The following is a 23,244-nucleotide window of genomic DNA, read 5'->3' on the forward strand; positions in this document are numbered from 1 at the left end:
CCCTTCACACTCCCCCTTGTGGGGAGGGTCGGCAGGCCTTCCGGCCGGGGTGGGGGGCGCGGCGGTGGGTTCACCCGCGGCGCGACCTCCCCCATCGGACGGAGAGGTGGGACTCTCGGTCTTCGATGTCTCAGCCTTGGGAGGCTCCGCTTTCGCCGGTGCGGCATCGCCACCGCTTTTCGCGGCGGCACTTGCGTCCTCACCCTCGGCGGCAAGCACGGCGATCAGCGCATTGACCTTGACGCCTTCGGTGCCGGCGGGAACGACCAGTTTCGCCACCGTGCCCTCATCGACGGCTTCGACTTCCATCGTCGCCTTGTCGGTCTCGATCTCGGCAATGACATCGCCGGGCGAAACCTTGTCGCCCTCCTTCACGAGCCACTTCGACAGATTGCCCTCTTCCATGGTGGGCGAGAGGGCCGGCATGGTGATGTTGATTGGCATTGTGTCCTCCCGCCCGGTTCAGCGATATGAGACGGCTTTGACGGCCTCGATGACCTCGCCGACATTCGGCAAAGCCAGCTTTTCGAGATTGGCCGCATAGGGCATCGGCACGTCCTTGCCGGCGATGGTGATGACCGGCGCGTCGAGGAAATCGAAGGCTCGCTGCGACACCTGGTTGGCGACATGGTCGCCGACCGAGTTCTGCGGGAAGCCTTCTTCCACCACGACCAGCCGGTTGGTCTTCTTCACCGAGGCGATGATGGTGTCGAAGTCGAGCGGACGGATGGTCCTGAGATCGATGATCTCCGCGTCGATGCCCATGCCGCGCAGTTCCGCTTCGGCCTTGACCGCATAGGTCATGCCAATGCCGAAGGAGACGATGGTGACGTCCTTGCCTGATTTGTGGATGCGCGCCTTGCCGATCGGCAGCACGAAGTCGTCCAGCTTCGGCACGTCGAAGGACTGGCCGTAGAGGATTTCGTTTTCGAGGAAGATGACCGGGTTCGGATCGCGGATCGCCGCCTTGAGCAGTCCCTTGGCGTCGGCGGCGGTATAAGGCATCACCACCTTCAGGCCTGGTATGTGGCTGTACCAGGCGGCGTAGCACTGAGAATGCTGGGCGGCGACGCGAGCCGCCGCGCCGTTCGGCCCGCGGAAGACGATCGGCGCGCCCATCTGTCCGCCGGACATGTAGAGCGTCTTGGCGGCCGAGTTGACGATCTGGTCGATCGCCTGCATGGCGAAGTTGAAGGTCATGAATTCGACGATCGGCTTCAGCCCAGCCATCGCCGCACCGACCCCGACGCCGGCAAAGCCGTGCTCGGTGATCGGCGTGTCGACGACGCGACGCGGTCCGAACTCCTGCAGCAGGCCTTGGGTGATCTTGTAGGCGCCCTGGTACTCGGCAACTTCCTCGCCCATGACGAAGACATCGCCGTCGCGGCGCATTTCCTCCGCCATCGCATCGCGCAGCGCTTCGCGCACCGTGGTCGAGACCATCTCGGTCCCGGCGGGTATGTCAGGATCGGCGGCGACTTCCGTCTTCGGCGCGGCCGCCACAGGCGCCGCTGCCTCGCTCTTGGCCGCAGCGGGTGCCGGTGTCGGCGCCTTTGCCTCAGTCTTGGCGGGCTCTTCACCGATGCCTTCGCCGGCCTTGTCGACGTCTTCGCCATCGACAGCCAGCACGGCGATCACCGCGTTGACCTTGACGCCTTCGGTGCCTGCGGGAACCACGATCTTGGCAAGCGTGCCCTCATCGACAGCTTCGACTTCCATCGTCGCCTTGTCGGTTTCGATCTCGGCGATGACGTCGCCGGCGACGACCTTGTCGCCCTCGTTCTTCAACCACTTGGAAAGATTGCCCTCTTCCATGGTCGGCGAAAGGGCGGGCATGAGAATTTCGATCGGCATGTCCTTGCCCTCCCGTTACAATACGATGTCGGTCCAGAGCTCGGACGGATCCGGCTCGGCGTCGTGCTGGGCAAACTCGGCGGCATCGGCGACGACGTCGCGAACCTCCTTGTCGATGGTCTTCAATTCGTCCTCGCTTGCCCACTTCTTCTGGATCAGCCGCGCTTTGACCTGCTCGATCGGGTCATGCTCGGAGCGCATCTTCTGCACTTCTTCCTTGGAGCGGTATTTCGCCGGGTCGGACATCGAATGGCCCCGATAGCGGTAGGTCTGCATTTCGAGGATCAGCGGCCCATTGCCGGCACGGCACCATTCGGTGGCGAGATCGCCGGCGGCCTTGACAGCACGCACGTCCATGCCGTCGACCTGGATGCCGGGAATCTTGAACGAGGCGCCGCGATTCGAGAAGTCGGTCTCCGCCGAGGAGCGCGATACCGAGGTGCCCATGGCATAGCGGTTGTTCTCGATGATGTAGATCACCGGCAGCTTCCACAGCGAAGCCATGTTGAAGCTTTCGTAGACCTGGCCCTGGTTGGCGGCCCCGTCGCCGAAATAGGTCAGCGTGACATTGTTGTTGCTGCGATAGCGGTTGGCAAAGGCCAGGCCCGTGCCGAGCGACACCTGGGCGCCGACGATGCCGTGGCCACCGTAGAAATGCTTCTCCTTGGAGAACATGTGCATGGAGCCGCCCTTGCCCTTCGACAGGCCGCCTCGGCGGCCGGTCAGTTCGGCCATGACGCCACGCGGCGACAGTTCCATCGCCAACATATGACCGTGGTCGCGGTAGGCCGTGATCATCTGGTCACCGTCGATCAGCGCCATCTTCATACCGGTGACGACCGCTTCCTGGCCGATGTAGAGATGGCAGAAGCCGCCGATGAAGCCCATCCCGTAAAGCTGGCCGGCCTTTTCCTCGAAACGGCGAATAAGCAGCATGTGCCGGTAGGCGGCAAGCTCCTCGTCCTTGGTGAATTCCACTGGTTTGGGCGCGGAAAGGCCCGATTTGCCGTCGGATTTCGATTTGGCAGGCGCTTTCCTGGCTGCGGTTGCCATGCATCACTCCCTGTTGGCGTCTCTTCGCGGACATTTCGAGCAAGATGAAATCTGCTCGAGCAAGATGAAATCTGCTCAGGGGAGATCAGCTCTCCCCACTGATTTTGGGGAGGCTAACACGTGAGAACGTGTTCCGCCATGTCGAAATTGCATAGCTGGCATGCGACTAAGCAATTAGAATCATTGAAAATATTGGTGATTAACCTGATATTGGTTACTTTGCCGAGACCGGCAACATGATGGTGATTTCGTCGGCCTGGGACAAATTCAGCGCCTTACGCGCCTGCTCGTCGAGCATGTCCTTCTCCAGCGTGCCGTCGTGCATCAGCTTGACGCGCCGTTCCAGCTCCATCCTGCGCGCCTTGATCGCATCGAGCTGGGCCTGCAGGGCAACAGTCTCGGCCTCCAGCTGGTATTTCGAATTGATGCCGAACTCGCCGTGATAGGCATGAAAGCCGAAATAGGCCAGGAACACCGCGCAGAGCGAGGGGATGATCAGCCGGCCGGTGTTTCTCTGTTTGTGCTGACGCGTCCACATCGTCCGTTCCCTCGCAGTCGCGAACTCGGGCGACCACGGTCTTTTTCGCTCCATTGTGCTTAACGGACGGTTACGGATGACGCGTCCACAGGCGCTCCAACGAAAAAGGGCGGGAATTCCCGCCCCTCACCGCCATCCCTGTGTCAGATGCTCCGGCTCAGCCCTTCAACATCGACTTGCCGGCGTAGCGCGCCTGCTTGCCGAGTTCTTCCTCGATGCGGATGAGCTGGTTGTATTTGGCCATGCGGTCGGAACGCGACAGCGATCCGGTCTTGATCTGCCCGCAATTGGTGGCGACGGCGAGGTCGGCGATGGTCGAATCCTCGGTCTCGCCCGAGCGATGCGACATGACGGCGGTGTAGCCGGCCTTGTGCGCGGTCTCGACGGCATCGAGCGTCTCGGTCAGCGATCCGATCTGGTTGACCTTGACCAGGATCGAATTGGCGACCCCCATGCGGATGCCATCGCGCAGGCGCGCCGTATTGGTGGCGAAGAGATCATCGCCGACGAGCTGCGTCTTCTTGCCGATCAGGTCGGTCAGATATTTCCAGCCTTCCCAGTCATCCTCGGCAAGGCCGTCCTCGATCGAAATGATCGGATAATCGGCGGCGAGCTTGGCCAGGTATTTCGCCTGCGCCTTCGGATCGCGTGTCTTCTTCTCGCCTTCATAGACGTAGTTGCCGTCCTTGAAGAATTCCGTCGCAGCGCAATCGAGGCCGAGCGCAATCTCCTCGCCCGGCTTGAAGCCGGCCTGCTCGATCGACTCCATGATGAAATCGAGCGCCACCGGCGCGCTCTTCAGGTTCGGGGCAAAGCCGCCTTCGTCGCCGACATTGGTGTTGTGGCCGGCGTCCTTCAGCTTCTTCCTCAGCGTGTGGAAGACCTCAGAACCCCAGCGCACGCCTTCGCGCAGCGTTGGCGCACCGACCGGCAGGATCATGAATTCCTGGAAATCGATCGGGTTGTCGGCATGGGCGCCGCCATTGATGATGTTCATCATCGGTACCGGCAGCAGATGCGCCTTGGTGCCGCCGACGTAACGATAGAGCGGCAGGCCGGCGGCTTCGGCCGCGGCCTTGGCCACCGCCAGCGACACGCCGAGAATAGCGTTGGCGCCGAGCCGGCTCTTGTTGGGCGTGCCGTCGAGTTCGATCATGGTCTGGTCGATGTGGATCTGGTTTTCGGCTTCCATGCCGCCGATTGCCTCGAACAGTTCGCCGTTGACCGCCTCGACGGCCCGCAGCACGCCCTTGCCGAGATAGCGGGCGCCGCCGTCGCGCAGTTCGACGGCTTCATGCGCGCCGGTGGAAGCTCCAGACGGCACGGCCGCGCGGCCCATCGAACCGTCTTCGAGCACGACATCGACCTCGACGGTCGGATTTCCACGGCTGTCCAGGATTTCACGCCCGACAATGTCGATGATGGCGGTCATTGCGATGTCCCCGATTGATCTGACGAAACGTCGCGCCCGTCTTAGCCAAAGCGGCGCAAAAGGCAATCGGGCCACCGCCAATTATTGCCGCCGGCGCGATTCACGAAGCGCAAATTCCTGTCATCATAAGTCATGCGCCATAGGATGGCCGCCGGTCTATGATGGCGGTTGCGCGGGGCGAAACAGGAGGAGTTTCGCCATGTCCGAGTTAAGCGGTATCGTGAGTTTGTTCCTGATCGCGGCGGCGTTCCTGACGTCCTGCGACAACCAGCAGCCTCCACAGGGCGCGGTGCAACTGTCGACCCTCCGCAGCGCGGAGTAAGCACGGCAGGCGATCATGTAAAAGGCCCCCGCTGGTTTGCGGGGGCCTTTTCACGTCAGGCTGGCCGGTCAATGCCAGTAAGGCTCGACCTTGTAGTAATTGTAGGAGGCGTCACGTGCGGCCTCGCCATCGGCGCCCGTCAGCTCGTTGATCGAATAGGCGGGAGCGGCTTTCAGCTGGTCCTTCGAGAATGGCACGACATAGCCGCCCCTATCCTCATCGTAATCCAAACTCGCCCACGGGATGGCGTGATATTTTTCACCCATGCCGAGAAAGCCGCCAAAACCGATCACAGCGAACATGATGCCGTTGGACAGCTTGTCGAGCATGACGTCCTCGATGCTGCCGATCTTCGTGCCTTCGGTGTTATAGACGGATGTGCCGATGACCCGCGAAGCAGCGATAGCCTCTGTGTGTCCTGCCTGGGTTGTCATGATGTGCTCCTCATTGTCGTTGCTCTGGACTTTCACAATGAGGGGCGAGATCGAAGGTTCCCGACTTTTCCGCCGGTCTGTTCGACTTTTTCCACCTGTATAAAGGTGACTTCTTACTGACGTGGCAGGCCGATATATGCCCTCCGCGGCGACGACCTTCAGCTGCGCCGGGTCAGCGGGCCTTCGCTACCCGATCGAACGCCATCAACCTTTCCAGAAGTGCCGGCATGTCCTTCAGCGGCACCATGTTCGGTCCGTCGGACGAGGTCGAATTATCCGGATCCTGGTGGGTCTCGATGAAGACGCCGGCAACGCCGACAGCGACAGCCGCGCGGGCCAAGGTCTCGACAAAGCGGCGTTCGCCGCCGGAGGAACCACCCTGCCCGCCCGGCTGCTGGACCGAATGGGTGGCGTCGAAAATCACAGGCGCGCCGATGTCGGCCATAATGGGCAGGGCCCGCATGTCCGAGACAAGCGTGTTGTAGCCGAACGAGGCGCCGCGCTCGGTGGTCAAGACATTGGGGTTGCCGGAGCCGGTGATCTTGGCCACCACGTTCTTCATGTCCCAGGGCGCGAGGAACTGTCCCTTCTTGACGTTGATCACCTTGCCCGTCCTTGCGGCGGCAACCAGCATGTCGGTCTGGCGCGACAGGAAGGCCGGGATCTGCAGCACGTCGACATGCGGCGCAACGATGGCGCACTGTTCCTCGGTGTGGACGTCGGTCAGTACCGGCAAGGAGAATTCCTTGCGCAACTCGTCGAAGACCGGGAGCGCCGCTTCCATGCCGGCACCGCGTGTAGCCGACAGGGAGGTGCGGTTGGCCTTGTCGTAGCTGGTCTTGTAGACGAGGCCGATGCCCAACCTGCCTGTCAATTCCTTCAGCGCGCCGGCCATGTCGAAGGCATGCTGGCGTGATTCGAACTGGCAGGGGCCGGCAATCAGCGACAGCGGTGCTGCGTTGTCGAAGACGACATTGCCGACGGTTACCGATGAATTGGGCGCCAAGGCGTTGCTCATTGTATCTCCCGAAAGATGAAGGCCGCGCCCTGCCCGGATGTCGGCTGCACGACGATATCACTGCCCGACATATCGTATCTGATGGAATTGGCTGCAAGCAGACCTGCCGCCACAGCGGCACGCCGAACCGAAAAGACGACTGCCGCGAAGCGGAGTTGCGTCGGCTTACCGGCGGGCACGCCAAAGCGTGCCGTGAAAGAGGCCGGGTCGAGTACAGCCAAGATAGCGTTAGGTAGACGAAAAATGGAGGCGCGCGCGTCAGCCGTCGGATCGTTTACTGCCACGGAAATCAGCCGGCGCTGCTCGGCGGGCTCGTCGCTGATCGCCACGATCTCGACAATTCCCGTGGCACCGTTGGCATGAGCCTGCAGCGCTGTGCGGTCCACTTCCGGCGCGTTGACGCGCTGGCAGGCGAACAGGAACGCATCGGTTGAACCCCCGGTCGACGCGAAGGCCAGTTTGAATGACGCCATGTCGCTTTTGCCGGCAGCGCCGGTGAACGCCCGCGAAAAGCCCAGCATGTCCCCGCCCGACAGGCTCGCATCGACAAAGCGTGCATGGTCCGCATCGGCGTCGTCCGTGGTCAGGACCACGGCGGAAAAACCTTCATTGCCATTGCGGTCACGATAGAGCCGGTCGCGCGCGACGAAGACATTGCCCTGGCCGGCGGCCTTCATCGCGGCCTGATCATCGCCTACAGCCAGCGGTTCCAGATAGGTGCCGTCCGCGAGGAAGACGCAGCAATTTTCCGTGCCGAATGGATGGATGCCTGTCGGCGCGACGATGAAGCCGAGGGCCGTTAGCCGCGCCCGCGCCACATCCAGGCTCGAGGTCGGCAGCACGAGGTGATCGAGCGGATGAGTGCCTGTGGGTGGTGTTTGGATCATGCCAGCGCGGTGTGCATCATTGCGCAAAAGGGTTCAAGGGCGCTCGAATCAGCTTCCGGCCACCACATCGGCGGAATAACGCAGTTCGCGCAATGGCTTGACCCTGCTGGTGGTCTGCGCATAGAGCGGATGCGCCTTGTAGGCGGCCAATGCGGCGGCATCCGTGAATTCGGCATAGACGACCACGTCGATCTCATCCGACAGCGGATCGACCTTGGTGTTCAGCGTCACCTCGAACAGGCTGGAATGGGGAATGCCGCCGAGCGCCAGCAGCCCAGAGCGCACTGCCTCCACATCCTCGCCACGCCGCGCGCTGAAGAAAACGATATGCCGGATCAACCCCGCCTCCTCGATCAAAAATCCGGGGTCTTTTGTGACGACGAAACCGTCAGGTCAACCGTTCAGGGTGCCGCGCGTCCTTGCGACGCGCCCGGGATGCATGAGACCTGAACGGGACTAGACCTTGCCGGTGACGTAACGCACCACGTGAGAGACATTCCTCACCGTCATATCGAGGTACCGGCCCTGGTTGTAGAGACCGTCCCAGATCAGGAAGAACGCAACGGCGGCGATGACGATGACATAACGCATGGCTAATCTATCGCATAAGCCCGGCTGTGCTCATAGACGTTTCCGCCAGGCAAAGATGGGATCCGTGTCGACCCTCGTCCGGTATGTGAGCTCTCGGCACCTGGAACTGCCAAATCTATGCCGGCGCGCCTTCGATCTCGTCGCCGGCGACTGGCCGGACATGATCCAGAAATGGCCCGCGTCCCAATTGCGAATGGCGGTCAGAGAAGGATGCGGTATTTCGCAAATCCTGCCTCGCCGGCGCCCGCCGGCTCGATCTTCAATGACTTCACTTCGGCGATGAGGTCCTTCGCCTGGGGCCCTGTCTCGAACACGACGCTGGTTCCGGGCAGCGGCGCGAACGACCAGTTGCCGTCCGCCGACGGGTTGATGGTGCCCTGCTTGACGATGTAGCGGACGATGACGTCGCGGTTGGTGTCTGGCGCTTCGTAGATAATTTTGGAAGCGTCGATGTCAGGAAAATTGCCGCCGCCGCCGGCCCGGTAATTGTTCGTTGCAACGACAAATTTCTGATTGGGATCAATCGGTTTGCCGTCGAACATCAGGCCGACGATGCGATTGGCACTAGCATTCGCCAGCCCGCCCTTGGCATCGTATTTCGGCGGCTGCGACAGATCTATTCTGTAGGTGACGCCGTCGATAACATCGAAATTGTAGGACGGAAAGTCGGTGTTGATGAGCGCCTGGTCGGCCTTGCCAGGTTCGATCCGGTTGAAGATGCCGGCCGACATTTCCAGCCATTCCTTGACCTGCGCTCCGGTGATCTCAACGGCCCGCACGGTGTTGGGATAAAGGTAGAGGTCGGCGACGTTCTTGATGGCGATGTCGCCTGCCGGCACATCGGTGTAGTAGTCGGCGCCGTTGCGCCCGCCGGCCTTGAAGGGGGCTGCCGCCGACAGCAGCGGCACGTCCTTCCATTGTGTGTTTTTCAGGATGTCCTGAAGGTACCAGGTCTGCGCCTGGCTGACGACCTGAACCGACGGATCGTCGGCGACCAGCGCGAAATAGGAATAGAGCGGCGCTGCGGTCTTGCCGACGGGACGACGCACATAGGCGAGCGTTGCCTGGTGGTCCTGCTCGAGCGCGGCGATGATGCGGTTGTCGTCCGCGACAGTCGGCTTGTTCTTGTTGTCGACACGTTCGAAGATCGGCCGCGCTTCCGAGGTGGCGGACACGATCTTCCATTTCGAGCCGTCGCGCTCCAGCATCAGGTCGATCAGGCCCATATGCGAGCCCCAGAAGCCGCCCATGACGGCCGGCTTGCCCTGCAGCGTACCCTTTTGCGCATCGACGCCTTCGAGCGCCTGAAAATCCTTCTTGCCAGGGAACACCAGATGCTGGTGACCCGTGAACACCGCGTCGATGCCTTCGACGCCGGCGACAAAGAACGATGCGTTCTCCATCATATCGCCCTGCTTGACGTCGATGCCAGAATGCGAGAGCGCGATGATAATGTCGGCGCCCTCTTCCTTCATCTGCGGCACCCAGGCCTTGGCGGCCTCGACAATGTCGCGCGTTCTGACATTACCTTCGAGGTTCTTGAGATCCCAGACCATGATCTGCGGCGGCACGAAGCCGATGATGCCAATCCTGATCGGTTGCTCGGTGCCTGAACCGTCGCTGATCTTCTTGTCGAGGATGACGTAGGGCTTGAGGTAGAGCTTGTCGTCGCGCGGGTTCGCGGCAAGCTCGGTGCCGCGGATCAGGTTGGCGCAGACGAAGGGGAAATTGGCGCCGGCCAGAACCTTGTCCATGAAGGACAGGCCGTAGTTGAATTCGTGGTTGCCCAACGTCGAGCACTCGTAGCCGAGCAGGTTCATGCCTTTCATGATCGGATGCAGGTCACCGTCCTTCATGCCCTTCTCATAGGCGATGTAGTCGCCCATCGGATTGCCCTGCAGCAGGTCGCCATTGTCGATCAGCATCGAATTAACGGCTTGCTTGCGCACCGCGTCGATCAGGGAGGCCGTGCGCGACAGTCCCATCGTGTCATTCGCTTTGTCGGCGTAATAGTCATAGGGCAGCACATTCACATGGATGTCGGTGGTCTCCATGATCCGGAGATGCGCCTGGTTGGCCTGGGCGCGGGCGGAGAAAGGGTGAAGCGCAATTAGCGCGCCCGTGGCGGCGGCGCCCGCGAGGAGACCGCGGCGGGAGACGGAATGGAGCGGCTGCGACATGTTTTCTCCTTTTCGACGACACGAAAGACCCTGCCCGAAGCGAACTTCGCGCTGAAACCTATTCGAGTCCATTCAAGAAGTTGCGCGCGTCGGAGCTGTCAGATCAGCAACAGATGACGCGCGGATGAACGGGCGCAAGCGCGGAAGATCAGCCCTTGTCGTCGTCGCCCTGCGTGATCAGGCGGGCGCTGCGTTGGCCCGTGACGTAGATCCATAGCCAGCTCAGCGACACCGCGAGCCGGTTGCGGAAGCCGATCAGGAAATAGATGTGCGCCAGTCCCCACAGCCACCAGGCCGGCCAGCCGGTCAGCCTGATCCAGCCGAAATCGATCGCCGCGGCGCGCTTGCCGATCGTGGCCAGGTCACCGGCATGCTTGTAGTGGAACGGCCGTACGCTCGTATCGCCGGCAAGCCTGGCCTTGATGGTCGCGGCAACATGGCGGCCCTCCTGCTTGGCGGAAGGCGCCACGCCGGGAACTGGCCGTCCATCGGGCCGCAGCACGAGAGCGGCGTCGCCGATGACGAAAATCTCGGGGCTGCCCGGCACGGTGAGATCGGGTTCAACCAGCACCCTTCCCGCCCGGTCGGCGGCGGCGCCCAGCCATTCGGCTGCCGGCGAAGCGGCAACGCCCGCCGCCCACAATATGGTCCTCGCCGGCAGATGCGTGTCGCCGAAGACGACGCCCTCGGCGTCGCAGCGCGTGACCGCCCGGCCGAGTTCGATCGTCACGCCGAGCCGCTTCAACGCCTTTCCGGCATAATCGGACAGTTTCGGTGCGAAATTGGCCAATATGCGGTCGCCAGCCTCGATCAGCACCACACGCGTCTCGCGCGTGTCGATGTTGCGGAATTCGCCGCGCAGTGTGTCGTGCGCCAGTTCGGCAATGGTGCCGGCAAGTTCGACACCGGTCGGACCGCCGCCGACGATCGCGATCGTCAGCAGCGCCTGGCGCCTGGCAGGATCGGTTTCCCGTTCGGCCTGCTCGAAGGCGAGCAGAATGCGCCGTCGGATGGTGGTGGCGTCCTCCAGCGTCTTCAGCCCTGGCGCGAACGGCTCCCATTCGTCGTGGCCGAAATAGGCGTGTCGGGCGCCGGTGGCGAGCACCAGCGTGTCGTAGGCGACGGTGCTGCCGTCATCGAGCAGCACGCGTTTTCCGGCTCGGTCGATGCCGGTGACATTGGCGAGCAGCGTCGTCACGTCCTTGCGCTTGCGCAGCAGGTGGCGGATCGGCCAGGCGACCTCCGAGGTCGCCAGCGCTGTCGTTGCGACCTGGTAGAGCAGCGGCTGGAAAAGATGGTGATTGCGTTTGTCGATCATGGTGATGCGCACGGACGCACCGGCGAGAGCGCGGGTGAATTCGAGGCCGCCGAACCCCGCCCCTACGACGACGACATGGTGATTGGCTTGATCCATCGCATTCACCCTGACCAGCAATATCGCATGCCTTTGATGTAGGAGCTTTTGTGCAATGCAACAACACGAAGGCCGTGCCCGAGACTCGTCGTTCCATGTCGTGAATGCACATGTCGCATCCCCCCGCCGGGTATAGCGTTATGGAAAACAGCGATGAGGTGAAGCATGGCCAACGATCACGACGACCAGGGTCCGGCGCAATATTCCTCGCCGCCATGCTTCATGCACGAACTCGATCCCGCGTTTCACGCGCCGATATCCGATTGGACCGACGTCAGACGATGGCGCAAGGCCGAACGGGAACGCCTGATCGCGGCGCGTCTCGCGGTTTCCGCCGATGCGCGAACGGCGATGTCGCAGAGCATCGCCGGAGCCCTCGACGCGGCGATCGGCGATATCGACGGCCGCATGGTCAGCCTCTATTGGCCGTTTCGCGGCGAGCCGGACCTGCGGCCATGGATGGCCGCCATCAATGAACGAGGCGGGCGCACCGCGCTGCCCGTCGTCATCGAAAAGGCACAGCCGCTGATCTTCCGGGCCTATGTTCCGGGCGACCGGCTGGAGAAGGGCGTGTGGAACATTCCGATTCCGGCCGAGGGCGAACCGGTCTTGCCCGACATCGTCATCTCGCCGATCGTCGGCATCGATTCCGGCAATTATCGCCTGGGCTATGGCGGCGGGTTCTATGACCGAACGCTGGCGGCGATGCCGTTCAAGCCGCTGGTCATCGGCGTCGGCTACGAATTGCAGCGCATCGCCACCATCTACCCGCAGCCGCACGATATCCCGATGGACCGGATCGTGACGGAGGCTGCCAAGGCGTAGACGGCTGAAGGCATGGAAGGCTGAGAATGCTCAGGCCATTTCGGGCTTCAGGCCCATCGCCGTCCGGTCGACGATTTCGCGCAGGGCAAAAGACGAATTGATCTTCGTCACATGCGGCATCGCCGACAGCCATTCCTTGTGGATGCGTTCGTAGTCGGCAAGGTCCTTGGCAGCGATTCTGAGAATGTAGTCGTACTCGCCCGACATCAGGTGGCAGGACAGCACGTTCGGGCAGCGCTTGATCGCAGCCTCGAAATCCGACAGCGTCTTCTCGAACTGGCCCGACAGCGATATGTGCACGATCGCCGTCATCTGGTGACCAAGTGCTGCATTGGAAAGCCGGGCATGATAGCCGCGGATGGTTCCGGATTTCTCCAGATTGTCGAGCCGGCGCGAACAGGCCGACTGCGACAGGCCGACCCTTTCGGCAAGGGCGGCGTTCGGCATCCTGCCATCCTTCTGCAAGGTCTCCAGAATGGCGATATCAATCCTGTCGAGTGGCATTCTTCGTGATTCCTGCGAATTTTTGCGCATTCTACGCAACAATTATCGAATAACGAACCCTCCTGCAAGTGCATTCGCAAACACTTACGCAACGATTCGTGGTTGACTGCGTCAATACAGGGAACGAGCCCCGAAGGGCCGTGTCAGGAGAAAAGAAAATGCGCGTCGGCTGCCCCCGGGAAATCAAGAACCATGAATATCGCGTCGGACTTACGCCCGGCTCGGTCCGCGAATATGTCGCCCACGGACATGAGGTGCTGGTCGAGACCGGCGCCGGGGCCGGCATCGGAGCCGACGACAACGCCTATCGCGCTGCCGGCGCCACCATCGCCAAGACGGCGGCCGATGTGTTCGCCAAGTCGGATATGATCGTCAAGGTCAAGGAGCCGCAGCCTAACGAATGGGCCCAACTGCGCGATGGCCAGATCCTCTACACCTATCTTCACCTTGCTCCGGATCCGGAACAGACCAAGGGCCTGCTCGCTTCGGGCGTTACCGCCATCGCCTATGAAACGGTGACCGACGACCGGGGCGGCCTGCCGTTGCTGGCGCCGATGTCGGAAGTCGCCGGCCGCCTGTCGATCCAGGCCGGCGCCACGGCGCTGCAGAAGGCCAATGGCGGCCGCGGCGTGCTGCTCGGCGGCGTGCCCGGCGTGCTGCCCGGCAAGGTCACCGTGCTCGGCGGCGGCGTCGTCGGCCTGCACGCGGCCAGGATGGCGGCTGGCCTGGGCGCCGACGTCACCATCATCGACCGCTCGATCCCGCGCCTGCGCCAGCTCGACGACCTCTTTGCCGGCCGCGTCCACACCCGCTATTCGACCGTGGAGGCTCTGGAAGAAGAGTGCTTTTCCGCCGACATCGTCGTGGGCGCCGTGCTGATCCCGGGTGCTGCGGCGCCGAAGCTGGTCTCGCGCGAAATGCTTTCGGGCATGAAGAAGGGGTCGGTGCTGGTCGACGTCGCCATCGACCAGGGCGGCTGCTTCGAGACCTCGCACGCGACCACGCATGCCGAGCCGACCTACGAGGTCGACGGCGTCATCCACTACTGCGTCGCCAACATGCCGGGCGCCGTGCCGGTCACCTCAGCACATGCACTCAACAACGCGACGCTGCACTATGGCCTTCAGCTCGCCGACAAGGGCCTGAAGGCGCTGGTCGACGACCATCATCTGCGTAATGGACTCAACGTCCACAGAGGCAAGATCACCAACCGTGCGGTCGCCGAAGCGCTCGGCTACGAACTGGTCGAGCCGAAGGCGGTTCTCGCGGCCTGATTCTCCTGAGAGGATACCTGCCTCCCGTCAGCCCGCCGGTCATTCCCGGCGGGTTTTTTCTTTCCAGATTGGCGGCTGTCAGGCCTGCACCAGGCTCGGGCCTGAAACATGCGCTGCAACCTGCGTCTCGGCGCCAATTGCAAGTTTAACTGAGCCCTCCAGGCAAATAGTCGAAGCCCATATGCTTCTTTGCGCAGAAAATTTCTGTGGAAGGTTCAGGCAAACAAAAAAGCGGAGCCAAGGCCCCGCTTCCTCGATGTCGAGATTTGCCGCCGGTTCATCCGCAGTCGACAAATCGATCGACGGCTACCCGTGTACCGCAATGGTATGACAGGAGTACGACAGCGCTCCGCTATCGCACCGCCACATGCGCCCGTCAGACACGTTCGATCCGGCACTGGAAGCAATTGTTGCGCGCCGAGCGGACATGCACGTAGGCAATCTCGTCGCGTTCCAAGAGAGCCTCGGCGCGCGCGGCGATCGCATCGGTCGCAATGACGCCACCGCTGCCATAGACGATGCGGTCATCCCTGCCGTAGCCGCGCACTATATAGTCCGGGCCTTCGAGAATTTCGGGAAGTGCCTGAGATTCCGCGGCGCGCTCGCATTCCTGCGCGTGAAGGAAGATCGGTCCGGTCTCGGCATAGGGCTGAAGTTTGGGGAATGGCCGGTAGGCCAGGATGAGATAGTCGTCTCCGTCGGCGATGTTCTTCAGGCAATGCCGGCATGGCATGCCGTCGCCGTCGGAGACCTTACGCTCGGGCGTGTTTCCATAGGCATCGGGCCCGCCGCGCTGAAGCGCTCGTACATCTTGTGTCGGCAAGGCTTTGAACTGGATGGTCATGGCGAAAATCTCCGATGTCGTTGATCGGAAATTATGCGCATCAGCCCCCGCCTCCCACCCGATTCCTGACAATCATTGGCCCTTGGTCGGCTTGTTCCAGCCGACCAAGGCAAGGCGAACTTCACCGGATTGTCGGAACTCCCTCAGCGAATGAAGTCGTCAAAGCGACGGAGGGTGACCCGCCGGTTCCGCCAGTTTTCGTTCTGCGTCTGCACCAGCAGGAATTCCTCGCCATAACCGACCGTCTCCAAAGCATAGGCCGGCACGCCGAACTCGCGCACCAGCGTGCGCTTCAGCGAGGCGGCGCGCTGTTCCGACAGGATCCGGTTCGATTGGAAGGAGCCGACGGCGTCGGTATGGCCCTCGATGAGGACGCGCGCCCCGGGGTTGCGGCGCAGGATACGCTGCAACGCATCGGCGATAGTGTCGATCTTGTCGTATTGCGAGCTGGAGATCGCGGCCGAGCCGAAAGCGAAATTGATCGACTGGATATCGATCGACCGGGCCATGCGGCGCAGGTCCGGCCGGCGCTTGAACTCACGGATGGTGACGCGCTCGTTCGGGCGCAGCTTCACGCGGGGTGCCGCCTCGAGCTTTCGTTCGATGGTTGCGGCCGAAGGCGTTGTCGCCTGCGCGGCGGCGAGACCGGGCATTGCGATTGCCGCGATCAGCGCGGCGGCAAGGGTACGGCGGGTCAGCATGTCTTTTCTCCTTCGGCCCGTATTATGTGCGGGCAAGATGGCAGAGACAGGCTGAAGCGCGGATGAACGAGAGGTTCAGCTTTTGTGAGGGCGTCGCTATGGCCGCATGACGCTGGCCGAGCGCTCGGCGAAGGGCAGAGGGTGAACGGTCTCCTTCTTCTGCGCCACCGGCGCGAAGCCGAGCTTCTGGTAGAGCGGCAAGGCAGCAGGATGGTCGAGCGTGCAGGTCTGCACCGTCACCCGCTTCGGTCCATACGACCAAGCCGCGGCGATCGCCGATCCCAGGAACCAGCGGCCGATGCCTTGCCCGGTGGCGTGCTCCATCATGCCGAAATAGGCAAGCTCGACTTCTTCCGGCAGATGCGGCTTGAGGTCGAAAAAACCGGCGGGTGCGCCATCGAGATAGAGCACCCTGATGTCGCGATCCTCGCGGTGGACGCCGGCCGAAAGCTCGTCGTCATCCAGCCTCAGCACATTGACCCAGTGCCATTTACGCCCCACCCGATCCATCAGGTACCGGTAGAAATGCAGCGGAATGTCCTTAGTTTTCAGGAGTGCGACCTGGCGGTTGTAGGGCATGGGCGGCGACACGGCCGGTGGCGCATGCATCTCGAGGAACGTCACCGTGACTTCGATGTCCTTCAGCTCGCCGTTTTCCATCGTCATTCCTTGCCTGTCACGACTGGTGTGTCGGAGAGACCGCCCCATTCGGTCCATGAGCCGTCGTAAAGCCTGTTGTCGGTATGGCCAAGCGTTTCCAACGCAAGCGTGATCACCGCCGCCGTAACGCCGGAGCCGCAGGAAGTGACGATTGGCTTCGACAGATCGAGGCCGGCGTCCTCGACCACCTTGCGCAACCGCTCCTTCGGCAGAAGCACGCCGTTTTCCGACAGCGCCGAATAAGGCAAGTTGCGCGCGCCCGGCATATGGCCGGAACGGACGCCCGCACGCGGCTCCGGCTCCGCGCCGGTGAAGCGTCCTGCCCCGCGTGCATCGGCAATCTGGCTTTCCCGGGTTTCGACGATGCGGCGCATCTCGGCAAGGCTGGCGACCCGGCCGGCGTCGAAATCGGCGTGGAACACGCTTGGCGCGATTTTGGTCGGTTCGGCCGTCACCGGCCGACCTGCCGCTTTCCAGCCATCGAAACCGCCGTCAAGGATATAGGTCTGGAAGACGCCCATCACCCGGAACATCCACCAAGCCCGAGGTGCCGAGAAAAAGCCCGGGCCGTCATAGACGATGATCGTGTCATCTGCCGAAACGCCCATCGCGCCGACATACTGCGCGAAATGCTGCGGCGACGGCAGCGTATGCGGCAGCGCGGCGTCCGGATCGGAGACCGCGTCCTGATCCAGGAAGCGGGCGCCCGGAATGTGCCCAGCGTCATACTCGGCGCGCGCGTCGCGGTTTTGCGCCGGAAGATACCAGGATGCATCGACAATCGTCAGGCCAGGCTGGCCCAAACGCTCCTGCAACCAGTCCGCGTCGACGGTGAAAGGACTGTCTTCAGCCATTGTGGTTCTCCTGCCGCCATTGACCAGACGTTGTCTTGCCTTGCCGCATGATCTTGTCCGAAAACATCGTAGCTTTCGAGATCATGTTTGGGGCATCGGTCCAAACCGGATGCGGAAGCGCCGGTTTTCACGCCCCTTCTTCTCAATCTTGCCGATATGGATTTCGCCGATCTCGCCGGTGCTTTTGACATGGGTGCCACCACAGGGCTGACTGTCCACCGAAGCATTCTCGCCGATGCAGACCAGCCGGATTTTGCCGGTACCTAGCGGCGGACGGACATTCTTGGACTTCACGAGACCCGGATTGGCGGCCAGTTCCTCGTCGCTGATCAGCCTGGTAAAGATCGGATGATCGGCCCGCACCAGGCCCATCAGGCCAGCCGTCACGTCTTCCTTGCTGAAGCTGGCGTCGGGAATGTCGAAATCGACACGGCTGTCGTCTTCCGAAACCGCCGCGCCGGTGATCGGAAACGGGCAGACGACGGTGAGCAAATGGCAAGCGGCATGCATGCGCATCAAGAGATGACGTCGCTCCCAGTCGATTGCGAGCTTCAGGCGCTCGCCGACCGCAGGCGCGGCTTGTTCCGGCGCCGGCACGTGGATGATCTCGTCCTTTGTTTCCCCGGTGATGGTAGCGGCCAGGACGATGCGGCTGCCATCGGCGCGCTGGAGATAGCCGCTATCGCCCGGCTGCCCGCCCGAGGTGGCATAGAAGATGGTGCGGTCCAGAACGATGCCGCCGCGCTCGTTGACGGCGACCACCACGGCATCGGCCGTCCTGAGATAGGCGTCGTCGCGAAACAGCGCTTCGGTCTTGTGCGCCATCACACGACCTTTTCAAACGGCACGGAAATATCTGATTTCTCTTCCATCCAGCCGGGCACCGGCAGCTTCTTTTCGCGCAGGAATTCGGGATTGAACAGTTTCGATTGGTAGCGTGTGCCGTAGTCGCAAAGAATGGTCACGATGGTATGGCCGGGGCCGAGTTCACGCGCCAGTCGGATCGCGCCCGCTATGTTGATGCCGGTCGAACCGCCGACGCAAAGGCCTTCCTCCTGGACCAGGTCGAAGACGATCGGCAACGCATCCTCATCACGAATTTGGAACGAGAAGTCGGGCGTGAACCCATCGAGGTTGGCGGTGATGCGTCCCTGCCCGATGCCTTCGGTGATCGAACTGCCCTCGGATTTCAGCTCACCGCTGGTATAGAAACTGTAGAGCGCAGCGCCCAGCGGATCGGCGAGAGCGATCTTTACGTCCTTGCTTTTCGCCTTCAGTCCGAAAGCGACGCCGGCCAGCGTTCCGCCCGAGCCGACCGCCGAGACGAAGCCGTCGACCTTGCCGCCGGTCTGGCTCCAGATCTCCTGCGCCGTGGTGCGGATGTGCCCGTCGCGGTTGGCGACATTGTCGAACTGGTTGGCCCAGATAGCGCCGTTCGGCTCCGAACGCGCCATTTGCTCAGCCAGCCGCCCCGACAATTTCACGTAATTGTTGGGGTTCTTGTACGGCACGGCCGGAACCTCGATCAGCTCGGCGCCGAGCAGCTTGATCGTGTCCTTCTTCTCCTGGCTCTGCGTTTCGGGAATGACGATGACGGTGCGGTAGCCGAGCGCCTTGGCGACCAGCGTCAGCCCGATGCCCGTATTGCCGGCCGTGCCCTCGACAATGACGCCGCCCGGCCTGAGCAGCCCACGCTCTTCGGCATCGCGGATGATGAACAGGCCGGCGCGGTCCTTGACCGACTGTCCGGGATTCATGAATTCGGCCTTGCCCAGGATCTCGCAGCCGGTTTCTTCCGAAGCCCTGTTGAGGCGGATCAATGGCGTGTTGCCGATAGCGTCGATCACGGAGCGGGGCATTCGGGAGTCCTTGTGTAGCTGCGGCGAAACCCTAGAAACCCGAAGCTTCGGTTTCAAGGCAAGAATTTGCCTGGTCCAGTCGCATTTTCTGCACTGCATTTGCGCCGGCCTCTCCCTGGTGCCGGGCGTATCCGCGCGGTTCATTTGGGACCGGCATCGAAAACCGCTCTTTTCATTCGATTTCTTCGCGGTTAGAGCAAAAGCCAAGAACAATTCGACGGGGCGCAGCATGACACTTTATCGGGCCGACCCGAAGCATGGCGTCGCCTGGGTCACGGGAGGCAGCAGCGGCATCGGCCGTTCGCTGGCCAGGGATCTTGCGTCCCAGGGCTATGCGGTGGCCGTAACCGCACCCGATGGCGATCCGATCGACACGCTCATTGTCGAGACCGCGCAGATGCCAGGCAAGGTCAAGGCTTTTCCCTGCGATGTGACCGACGAGCCGCGCATGGCGAGAACCGTCGCTGCGATCGAAAACGAGCTTGGCCCCATCGTGCTCGCCGTCTTAAACGCGGGCAATTACATTTCCACGCCTGGCGAGGCTCTCGTCGTCAGCGATTTTCGCCGGTCTTTCGAGGTCAACTATTTCGGCATCATCAACGGGCTGGTGCCGGTCGTCGAACGCATGCGGGTGCGGGCGCGCGGCCATATCGTGCTGGTCGGCTCGGTCACCGCTTATTTCGGCTGGCCGACGACGGCCGCTTATGGCGGCACCAAAGCGGCGATCAACATCCTGGCCGAATCGCTGAAATACGATTTCGACAAGATGAACGTGCGCGTCCAGGTCATGAATCCGGGCTTCATAGACACACCGCTGACCGAGAAGAACATGCTGCCCATGCCGGGGCTGATGCCGGTCAGCCGAGCGACGCGGCGCATGGTGCGGGGTATCAAATCCGGCGGCTTCGAGGTCACATTCCCGCGCCGGACGAGCTGGCCCCTGAAGCTGCTCAGCCTGTTGCCGAGACCGGTGTACCGAGGCGTGATCAGCCTCATGACGAGCTGGAAGGCACGGCCGCTGAATTACGACCGCAAGCCGCCGAGCGAATAGAAGCCAGCGGATCGGCGGCTTCATCGCCGGGCCGGTCGTTGCCTGTTCCCCGCCACCGCCGTAGGTTTGTTGTTGTTGCGTTTGGAGTCTGCGATGGGGCGACGAATCGTGCTTGCTGTGCTGGGGTTAGTCGCCATCCTCGCACTGGCCTTCGTGCTCGGCCCGCGGGTTCCCGTCGACACCACGATCCGCTTCGATCCATCCGCAATCGGCGACGATCCGCAGGCCTATGTGGCCAGGACGGAAGCGGCGATATCCGGCATCCGTGACGGGCTGGAGAAAGAGATCATCTGGGCCAATCCGATGGTGCACGCCAGGACACGGCTGTCCATCGTCTATATCCACGGCTTTTCGGCGTCGAAGGGCGAGCTCCGCCCGCTGCCCGACGAGGTTGCCGACCAACTCGACGCCAATCTGTTCTTCACCCGCCTCACCGGCCACGGGCAGGATGGCGCGGCCATGACGCAAGGCAGCCTCAATGCCTGGATCAACGACTATGAGGAGGCGCTCGCGATCGGCCGGGCCATCGGCGACAAGGTGATCGTCATCTCCACCTCGACCGGCGGCTCGCTGGCGGCCTGGGCGGCAACACAACCGGGTGCTTCGGACGGCGTGGCGGCGATCGCGTTCATCTCGCCGAATTTCGGCGTCAAGGCGTCGGGCGCCGGGATCCTGACCATGCGATGGGGCAAACAAATAGCCGAACTCGTCGCCGGCAAGGAGCGCAGCTTCATGCCGCGCAACGCGCTGCACGAGAAATTCTGGACCACCAGATATCCCCTTGCCGCGACGCTGCCGATGCAGGCGCTGACGGAACTTGCCTATGGCGCGCCGGTGGAGAAAGCGGTGGTCCCTGCCCTCTTCATCTTTTCGGATTCGGACAGCGTGGTGCGGCCTGACCGCACGCGTGAAATCGCCGGGCGTTGGGGCGCGCCGCACGAGCTGGTTCCGGTCGACGATACCGGCGATCCCGACAACCACGTCATCGCCGGCGACGCCCTGTCGCCATCGACCACGACCTTCCTTGCACAAAGAATTGCCGTCTGGATCGAGGCGGTCGCGAAGTAGCCCGAGCTTCCATACGGAAAGGGCGACCGCAGCCTCACCGCGGTCGCCCTTTATCTCACTGGTGACCAGCCGGGCACGCAAATGCCCGGCCAATACGAAGCGGCCTGCCTACGCGGCCCGCGCCGCGGGCCGCTTGCCGCCGAAGCGGCGTTTATTGTTGCCCTTGAAGGGCTTGGCGCCTTCCGGTTTGCGGTCGCCAGCGAAGGCCGGCTTGTCACCGAAGCGCTTCTTGCCGGAGCCGTTGTTCTGGCCGCCCGGCCGCCTGCCGTCGCGACGGCCATTGCGGTCGTTTCGGTCATTGGCAGGCTCGAAGCGCTCGTTCTTCTCAGCCGGGTTGCGCTGCGGATCGGGGCTGCCGAGATGGTCGGCGACAACAGGCAGCTTGGCGCGGATGATGCGTTCGACCTGGCGCAGCTTGCTGTTCTCGGACGGATCGCAGAGCGTAATCGCAATGCCGTCCCGGCCGTTGCGGCCGGTGCGGCCGATGCGGTGGACATAGCTCTCCGCCTCATCAGGCAGGTCGAAATTCACGACATGACTGATGCCGGGCACGTCGATGCCGCGCGCGGCGATATCGGTGGCCACCAGAATGCGCACCGAACCCTCGCGGAAATCGTTCAGTGCCTTCTGCCGCGCATTCTGCGACTTGTTGCCGTGGATGACAGCGGCCTTGAAGCCGTCGCGCTCGAGGTCCTTGGTTACCCGGTCGGCGCCGTGCTTGGTGCGCGAAAAGATGATGACGGACTTCATCGTCTCGTCGGCGAGCATCGTCGACAGCACTTGGCGCTTCTGCTTGGTGCGGGCAAGGACGACGCTCTGCGCGATCTCGGCCGCCGCCGTGCTTTGCGGCGCGACTTCGACACGGATTGGGTTCTTCAGCAGGCCTTTCGCCAGTTCGGCGATTTCATTGGGCATAGTCGCGGAGAACAGCACCGTCTGACGGTCCGGCGCGGTCGCCTTGGCGATGCGCTTGACGTCATTGATGAAGCCCATGTCGAGCATGCGGTCGCCCTCGTCGAGCACCAGCCATTTGGTGTCGGCAAGCATGAGGTCGCCTTCGCGCACCAGATCGGTCAACCGGCCAGGCGTGGCGATCAGGATGTCGACACCAGGCGCAACCTTCTTCACCTGGCTGAAGCGCGAGACGCCGCCCAGCACGAGCGCGGTCGAGACATGCGCGCCCTTGGCGAGGATCTTGATGGTGTCCTCGATCTGCACGGCGAGCTCACGAGTCGGCGCCAGGATCAGCGCGCGTGCCGTCTTCGGCCGGCGCTTGGTGCCGAGCGCAATGATCTTCGACAGGATCGGCAGCGCGAAGGCCGCAGTTTTGCCGGAGCCGGTCTGGGCGATGCCGAAAATGTCACGGCCTTCCATCTGCGGCGGGATCGCCTGAGCCTGGATCGGCTTCGGATCGGTGAAGCCGGCGGCATGGGTGGCCTTGAGCAGCGCACCCGTAATTCCCAGTGCTGCGAAACCGGAGAGTTCTCCAGTGTCGTTGCCGGGCAAAGTGTTTTCGTTGGTCAAAATATTCTTCTTTCACGCGGCCTCTGGCCGCAAACATCAATGGCGGCAGGGCGCAACCTGCCGTCGAATCAATTGTCATGGAACGACAAGGCGGCGGACGTGTTCGTCCGCGCGGCTGCGCTGTCGTGCCCGCAGGCATCATGCCACGGGGCTTTTTCGCCACCTTGCTAACCAATCGGGGCCGATCAGCAGGAAAGAGGGAAAACAGACGCAACCAGTCTCATTCGAGGAGAAGGCCGGATCGGTCCGGCCCAAGCGCCTATGCCGTGCATATGGCTGAGTTCGCTCTGAAATGCAAGGGCATCATGTTGCAGCGCAACAAAACGCCTCGAAAAAGCGACGCTTGCGCTCACCTGC

Annotated in this window: 25 protein-coding genes; 5 read left to right on the top strand and 20 right to left on the bottom strand. The window is 62.5% G+C overall.

Annotated elements, in window-relative coordinates; translation table 11 throughout:
- The 5 genes from FJ946_RS23185 to eno form a co-directional block, all read right to left on the bottom strand.
- The coding region (locus tag FJ946_RS23185) for a biotin/lipoyl-containing protein (protein ID WP_246686322.1) at positions 1-444 on the bottom strand (444 nt) is incomplete at its 3' end.
- A gap of 18 nt (positions 445-462) precedes the next feature.
- Positions 463-1,854: a pyruvate dehydrogenase complex E1 component subunit beta gene (locus FJ946_RS23190; RefSeq protein ID WP_140501348.1), complete on the bottom strand. Its 1,392-nt coding sequence runs from the start codon at positions 1,852-1,854 to the stop codon at positions 463-465.
- A 15-nt stretch (positions 1,855-1,869) separates the two neighbouring features.
- Positions 1,870-2,907, bottom strand: coding sequence for a pyruvate dehydrogenase (acetyl-transferring) E1 component subunit alpha (pdhA, locus tag FJ946_RS23195; protein WP_140501346.1), 1,038 nt, complete (start codon positions 2,905-2,907; stop codon positions 1,870-1,872).
- A 214-nt stretch (positions 2,908-3,121) separates the two neighbouring features.
- On the bottom strand, positions 3,122-3,445 hold the full coding sequence (locus FJ946_RS23200; RefSeq protein ID WP_140501344.1) for a septum formation initiator family protein: 324 nt from the start codon (positions 3,443-3,445) through the stop codon (positions 3,122-3,124).
- A 157-nt stretch (positions 3,446-3,602) separates the two neighbouring features.
- Positions 3,603-4,877: a phosphopyruvate hydratase gene (gene eno, locus FJ946_RS23205; protein ID WP_140732266.1), complete on the bottom strand. Its 1,275-nt coding sequence runs from the start codon at positions 4,875-4,877 to the stop codon at positions 3,603-3,605.
- 199 nt (positions 4,878-5,076) lie between these two features.
- Here eno and FJ946_RS31475 point away from each other — a divergent pair, with 199 nt between their 5' ends.
- A complete protein-coding gene (locus FJ946_RS31475) occupies positions 5,077-5,199 on the top strand; it encodes a hypothetical protein (protein ID WP_263483006.1) in 123 nt (40 codons plus the stop codon).
- A gap of 68 nt (positions 5,200-5,267) precedes the next feature.
- Here FJ946_RS31475 and FJ946_RS23210 read toward each other — a convergent pair whose 3' ends face one another.
- The 7 genes from FJ946_RS23210 to FJ946_RS23235 all read right to left on the bottom strand — a co-directional run bounded on the left by FJ946_RS23210 (position 5,268) and on the right by FJ946_RS23235 (position 11,723).
- Entirely contained in the window at positions 5,268-5,633 is a 366-nt protein-coding gene (locus tag FJ946_RS23210) for a PRC-barrel domain-containing protein (RefSeq protein ID WP_140501340.1), read from the bottom strand.
- A 172-nt stretch (positions 5,634-5,805) separates the two neighbouring features.
- Positions 5,806-6,651: a 3-deoxy-8-phosphooctulonate synthase gene (kdsA, locus tag FJ946_RS23215; protein WP_140525506.1), complete on the bottom strand. Its 846-nt coding sequence runs from the start codon at positions 6,649-6,651 to the stop codon at positions 5,806-5,808.
- Positions 6,648-7,538: a VOC family protein gene (locus FJ946_RS23220; protein ID WP_140564730.1), complete on the bottom strand. Its 891-nt coding sequence runs from the start codon at positions 7,536-7,538 to the stop codon at positions 6,648-6,650. Before FJ946_RS23220 ends, kdsA begins: the two co-directional genes overlap by 4 nt.
- A gap of 48 nt (positions 7,539-7,586) precedes the next feature.
- Positions 7,587-7,877 carry a Dabb family protein gene (locus tag FJ946_RS23225; RefSeq protein ID WP_140501335.1) on the bottom strand — a complete coding sequence of 97 codons (291 nt, stop codon included), beginning with the start codon at positions 7,875-7,877 and terminating at the stop codon, positions 7,587-7,589.
- 117 nt (positions 7,878-7,994) lie between these two features.
- A complete protein-coding gene (locus tag FJ946_RS31480; protein ID WP_263483007.1) occupies positions 7,995-8,129 on the bottom strand; it encodes a hypothetical protein in 135 nt (44 codons plus the stop codon).
- A 200-nt stretch (positions 8,130-8,329) separates the two neighbouring features.
- The gene (locus FJ946_RS23230; RefSeq protein WP_140564583.1) at positions 8,330-10,309 is read right to left on the bottom strand and encodes a bifunctional 2',3'-cyclic-nucleotide 2'-phosphodiesterase/3'-nucleotidase; all 1,980 of its coding nucleotides are present in this window, start codon (positions 10,307-10,309) and stop codon (positions 8,330-8,332) included.
- Positions 10,310-10,457: 148 nt separating this feature from the next.
- A complete protein-coding gene (locus tag FJ946_RS23235) occupies positions 10,458-11,723 on the bottom strand; it encodes an NAD(P)/FAD-dependent oxidoreductase (RefSeq protein ID WP_140564585.1) in 1,266 nt (421 codons plus the stop codon).
- Positions 11,724-11,888: 165 nt separating this feature from the next.
- Here FJ946_RS23235 and FJ946_RS23240 point away from each other — a divergent pair, with 165 nt between their 5' ends.
- Positions 11,889-12,548 (top strand): 5-formyltetrahydrofolate cyclo-ligase, encoded by a 660-nt coding sequence (locus FJ946_RS23240; RefSeq protein WP_140515432.1) that lies wholly within the window; start codon positions 11,889-11,891, stop codon positions 12,546-12,548.
- Between the two features lie 30 nt (positions 12,549-12,578).
- On the opposite strand, the gene FJ946_RS23245 is transcribed toward FJ946_RS23240, so the two are convergent.
- Positions 12,579-13,052 carry an Lrp/AsnC family transcriptional regulator gene (locus FJ946_RS23245; RefSeq protein ID WP_140501327.1) on the bottom strand — a complete coding sequence of 158 codons (474 nt, stop codon included), beginning with the start codon at positions 13,050-13,052 and terminating at the stop codon, positions 12,579-12,581.
- 158 nt (positions 13,053-13,210) lie between these two features.
- Here FJ946_RS23245 and ald point away from each other — a divergent pair, with 158 nt between their 5' ends.
- The gene (gene ald, locus FJ946_RS23250; RefSeq protein ID WP_140501325.1) at positions 13,211-14,326 is read left to right on the top strand and encodes an alanine dehydrogenase; all 1,116 of its coding nucleotides are present in this window, start codon (positions 13,211-13,213) and stop codon (positions 14,324-14,326) included.
- Between the two features lie 376 nt (positions 14,327-14,702).
- On the opposite strand, the gene FJ946_RS23255 is transcribed toward ald, so the two are convergent.
- The 6 genes from FJ946_RS23255 to FJ946_RS23280 all read right to left on the bottom strand — a co-directional run bounded on the left by FJ946_RS23255 (position 14,703) and on the right by FJ946_RS23280 (position 19,244).
- Positions 14,703-15,170, bottom strand: a complete 468-nt coding sequence (locus tag FJ946_RS23255) for a DUF1203 domain-containing protein (protein ID WP_140525509.1) — start codon at positions 15,168-15,170, stop codon at positions 14,703-14,705.
- 143 nt (positions 15,171-15,313) lie between these two features.
- Positions 15,314-15,871: an OmpA family protein gene (locus FJ946_RS23260; RefSeq protein WP_140501321.1), complete on the bottom strand. Its 558-nt coding sequence runs from the start codon at positions 15,869-15,871 to the stop codon at positions 15,314-15,316.
- Between the two features lie 96 nt (positions 15,872-15,967).
- Positions 15,968-16,531, bottom strand: coding sequence for a GNAT family N-acetyltransferase (locus FJ946_RS23265; RefSeq protein WP_140564586.1), 564 nt, complete (start codon positions 16,529-16,531; stop codon positions 15,968-15,970).
- A 2-nt stretch (positions 16,532-16,533) separates the two neighbouring features.
- Positions 16,534-17,385 carry a 3-mercaptopyruvate sulfurtransferase gene (sseA, locus tag FJ946_RS23270; RefSeq protein WP_140515435.1) on the bottom strand — a complete coding sequence of 284 codons (852 nt, stop codon included), beginning with the start codon at positions 17,383-17,385 and terminating at the stop codon, positions 16,534-16,536.
- A gap of 81 nt (positions 17,386-17,466) precedes the next feature.
- Positions 17,467-18,210 (bottom strand): alanyl-tRNA editing protein, encoded by a 744-nt coding sequence (locus FJ946_RS23275; protein WP_140501316.1) that lies wholly within the window; start codon positions 18,208-18,210, stop codon positions 17,467-17,469.
- The gene (locus FJ946_RS23280) at positions 18,210-19,244 is read right to left on the bottom strand and encodes a cysteine synthase A (protein WP_140501314.1); all 1,035 of its coding nucleotides are present in this window, start codon (positions 19,242-19,244) and stop codon (positions 18,210-18,212) included. The genes FJ946_RS23275 and FJ946_RS23280 overlap by 1 nt, the downstream gene beginning before the upstream one ends.
- 229 nt (positions 19,245-19,473) lie before the next feature.
- Here FJ946_RS23280 and FJ946_RS23285 point away from each other — a divergent pair, with 229 nt between their 5' ends.
- Positions 19,474-20,295 (top strand): SDR family oxidoreductase, encoded by an 822-nt coding sequence (locus tag FJ946_RS23285; protein WP_140501312.1) that lies wholly within the window; start codon positions 19,474-19,476, stop codon positions 20,293-20,295.
- Between the two features lie 93 nt (positions 20,296-20,388).
- A complete protein-coding gene (locus tag FJ946_RS23290; protein ID WP_140501310.1) occupies positions 20,389-21,363 on the top strand; it encodes an alpha/beta fold hydrolase in 975 nt (324 codons plus the stop codon).
- 108 nt (positions 21,364-21,471) lie between these two features.
- On the opposite strand, the gene FJ946_RS23295 is transcribed toward FJ946_RS23290, so the two are convergent.
- A complete protein-coding gene (locus FJ946_RS23295; protein WP_140515439.1) occupies positions 21,472-22,887 on the bottom strand; it encodes a DEAD/DEAH box helicase in 1,416 nt (471 codons plus the stop codon).
- Positions 22,888-23,244: the final 357 nt, after the last annotated feature.

This window comes from Mesorhizobium sp. B2-4-7, from assembly GCF_006442685.1.
Taxonomy (GTDB): Bacteria; Pseudomonadota; Alphaproteobacteria; order Rhizobiales; family Rhizobiaceae; genus Mesorhizobium.

Excerpts from the sequence above, each read along its gene's own strand:
- FJ946_RS23190 (WP_140501348.1), bottom strand. The coding sequence starts at position 1,854 with ATGCCGATCGAAATTCTCATGCCCGCCCTTTCGCCGACCATGGAAGAG.
- pdhA (WP_140501346.1), bottom strand. The coding sequence starts at position 2,907 with ATGGCAACCGCAGCCAGGAAAGCGCCTGCCAAATCGAAATCCGACGGC.
- FJ946_RS23200 (WP_140501344.1), bottom strand. The coding sequence starts at position 3,445 with ATGTGGACGCGTCAGCACAAACAGAGAAACACCGGCCGGCTGATCATC.
- eno (WP_140732266.1), bottom strand. The coding sequence starts at position 4,877 with ATGACCGCCATCATCGACATTGTCGGGCGTGAAATCCTGGACAGCCGT.
- FJ946_RS31475 (WP_263483006.1), top strand. The coding sequence starts at position 5,077 with ATGTCCGAGTTAAGCGGTATCGTGAGTTTGTTCCTGATCGCGGCGGCG.
- FJ946_RS23210 (WP_140501340.1), bottom strand. The coding sequence starts at position 5,633 with ATGACAACCCAGGCAGGACACACAGAGGCTATCGCTGCTTCGCGGGTC.
- kdsA (WP_140525506.1), bottom strand. The coding sequence starts at position 6,651 with ATGAGCAACGCCTTGGCGCCCAATTCATCGGTAACCGTCGGCAATGTC.
- FJ946_RS23220 (WP_140564730.1), bottom strand. The coding sequence starts at position 7,538 with ATGATCCAAACACCACCCACAGGCACTCATCCGCTCGATCACCTCGTG.
- FJ946_RS31480 (WP_263483007.1), bottom strand. The coding sequence starts at position 8,129 with ATGCGTTATGTCATCGTCATCGCCGCCGTTGCGTTCTTCCTGATCTGG.
- FJ946_RS23230 (WP_140564583.1), bottom strand. The coding sequence starts at position 10,309 with ATGTCGCAGCCGCTCCATTCCGTCTCCCGCCGCGGTCTCCTCGCGGGC.
- FJ946_RS23235 (WP_140564585.1), bottom strand. The coding sequence starts at position 11,723 with ATGGATCAAGCCAATCACCATGTCGTCGTCGTAGGGGCGGGGTTCGGC.
- FJ946_RS23240 (WP_140515432.1), top strand. The coding sequence starts at position 11,889 with ATGGCCAACGATCACGACGACCAGGGTCCGGCGCAATATTCCTCGCCG.
- FJ946_RS23245 (WP_140501327.1), bottom strand. The coding sequence starts at position 13,052 with ATGCCACTCGACAGGATTGATATCGCCATTCTGGAGACCTTGCAGAAG.
- ald (WP_140501325.1), top strand. The coding sequence starts at position 13,211 with ATGCGCGTCGGCTGCCCCCGGGAAATCAAGAACCATGAATATCGCGTC.
- FJ946_RS23255 (WP_140525509.1), bottom strand. The coding sequence starts at position 15,170 with ATGACCATCCAGTTCAAAGCCTTGCCGACACAAGATGTACGAGCGCTT.
- FJ946_RS23260 (WP_140501321.1), bottom strand. The coding sequence starts at position 15,871 with ATGCTGACCCGCCGTACCCTTGCCGCCGCGCTGATCGCGGCAATCGCA.
- FJ946_RS23265 (WP_140564586.1), bottom strand. The coding sequence starts at position 16,531 with ATGGAAAACGGCGAGCTGAAGGACATCGAAGTCACGGTGACGTTCCTC.
- sseA (WP_140515435.1), bottom strand. The coding sequence starts at position 17,385 with ATGGCTGAAGACAGTCCTTTCACCGTCGACGCGGACTGGTTGCAGGAG.
- FJ946_RS23275 (WP_140501316.1), bottom strand. The coding sequence starts at position 18,210 with ATGGCGCACAAGACCGAAGCGCTGTTTCGCGACGACGCCTATCTCAGG.
- FJ946_RS23280 (WP_140501314.1), bottom strand. The coding sequence starts at position 19,244 with ATGCCCCGCTCCGTGATCGACGCTATCGGCAACACGCCATTGATCCGC.
- FJ946_RS23285 (WP_140501312.1), top strand. The coding sequence starts at position 19,474 with ATGACACTTTATCGGGCCGACCCGAAGCATGGCGTCGCCTGGGTCACG.
- FJ946_RS23290 (WP_140501310.1), top strand. The coding sequence starts at position 20,389 with ATGGGGCGACGAATCGTGCTTGCTGTGCTGGGGTTAGTCGCCATCCTC.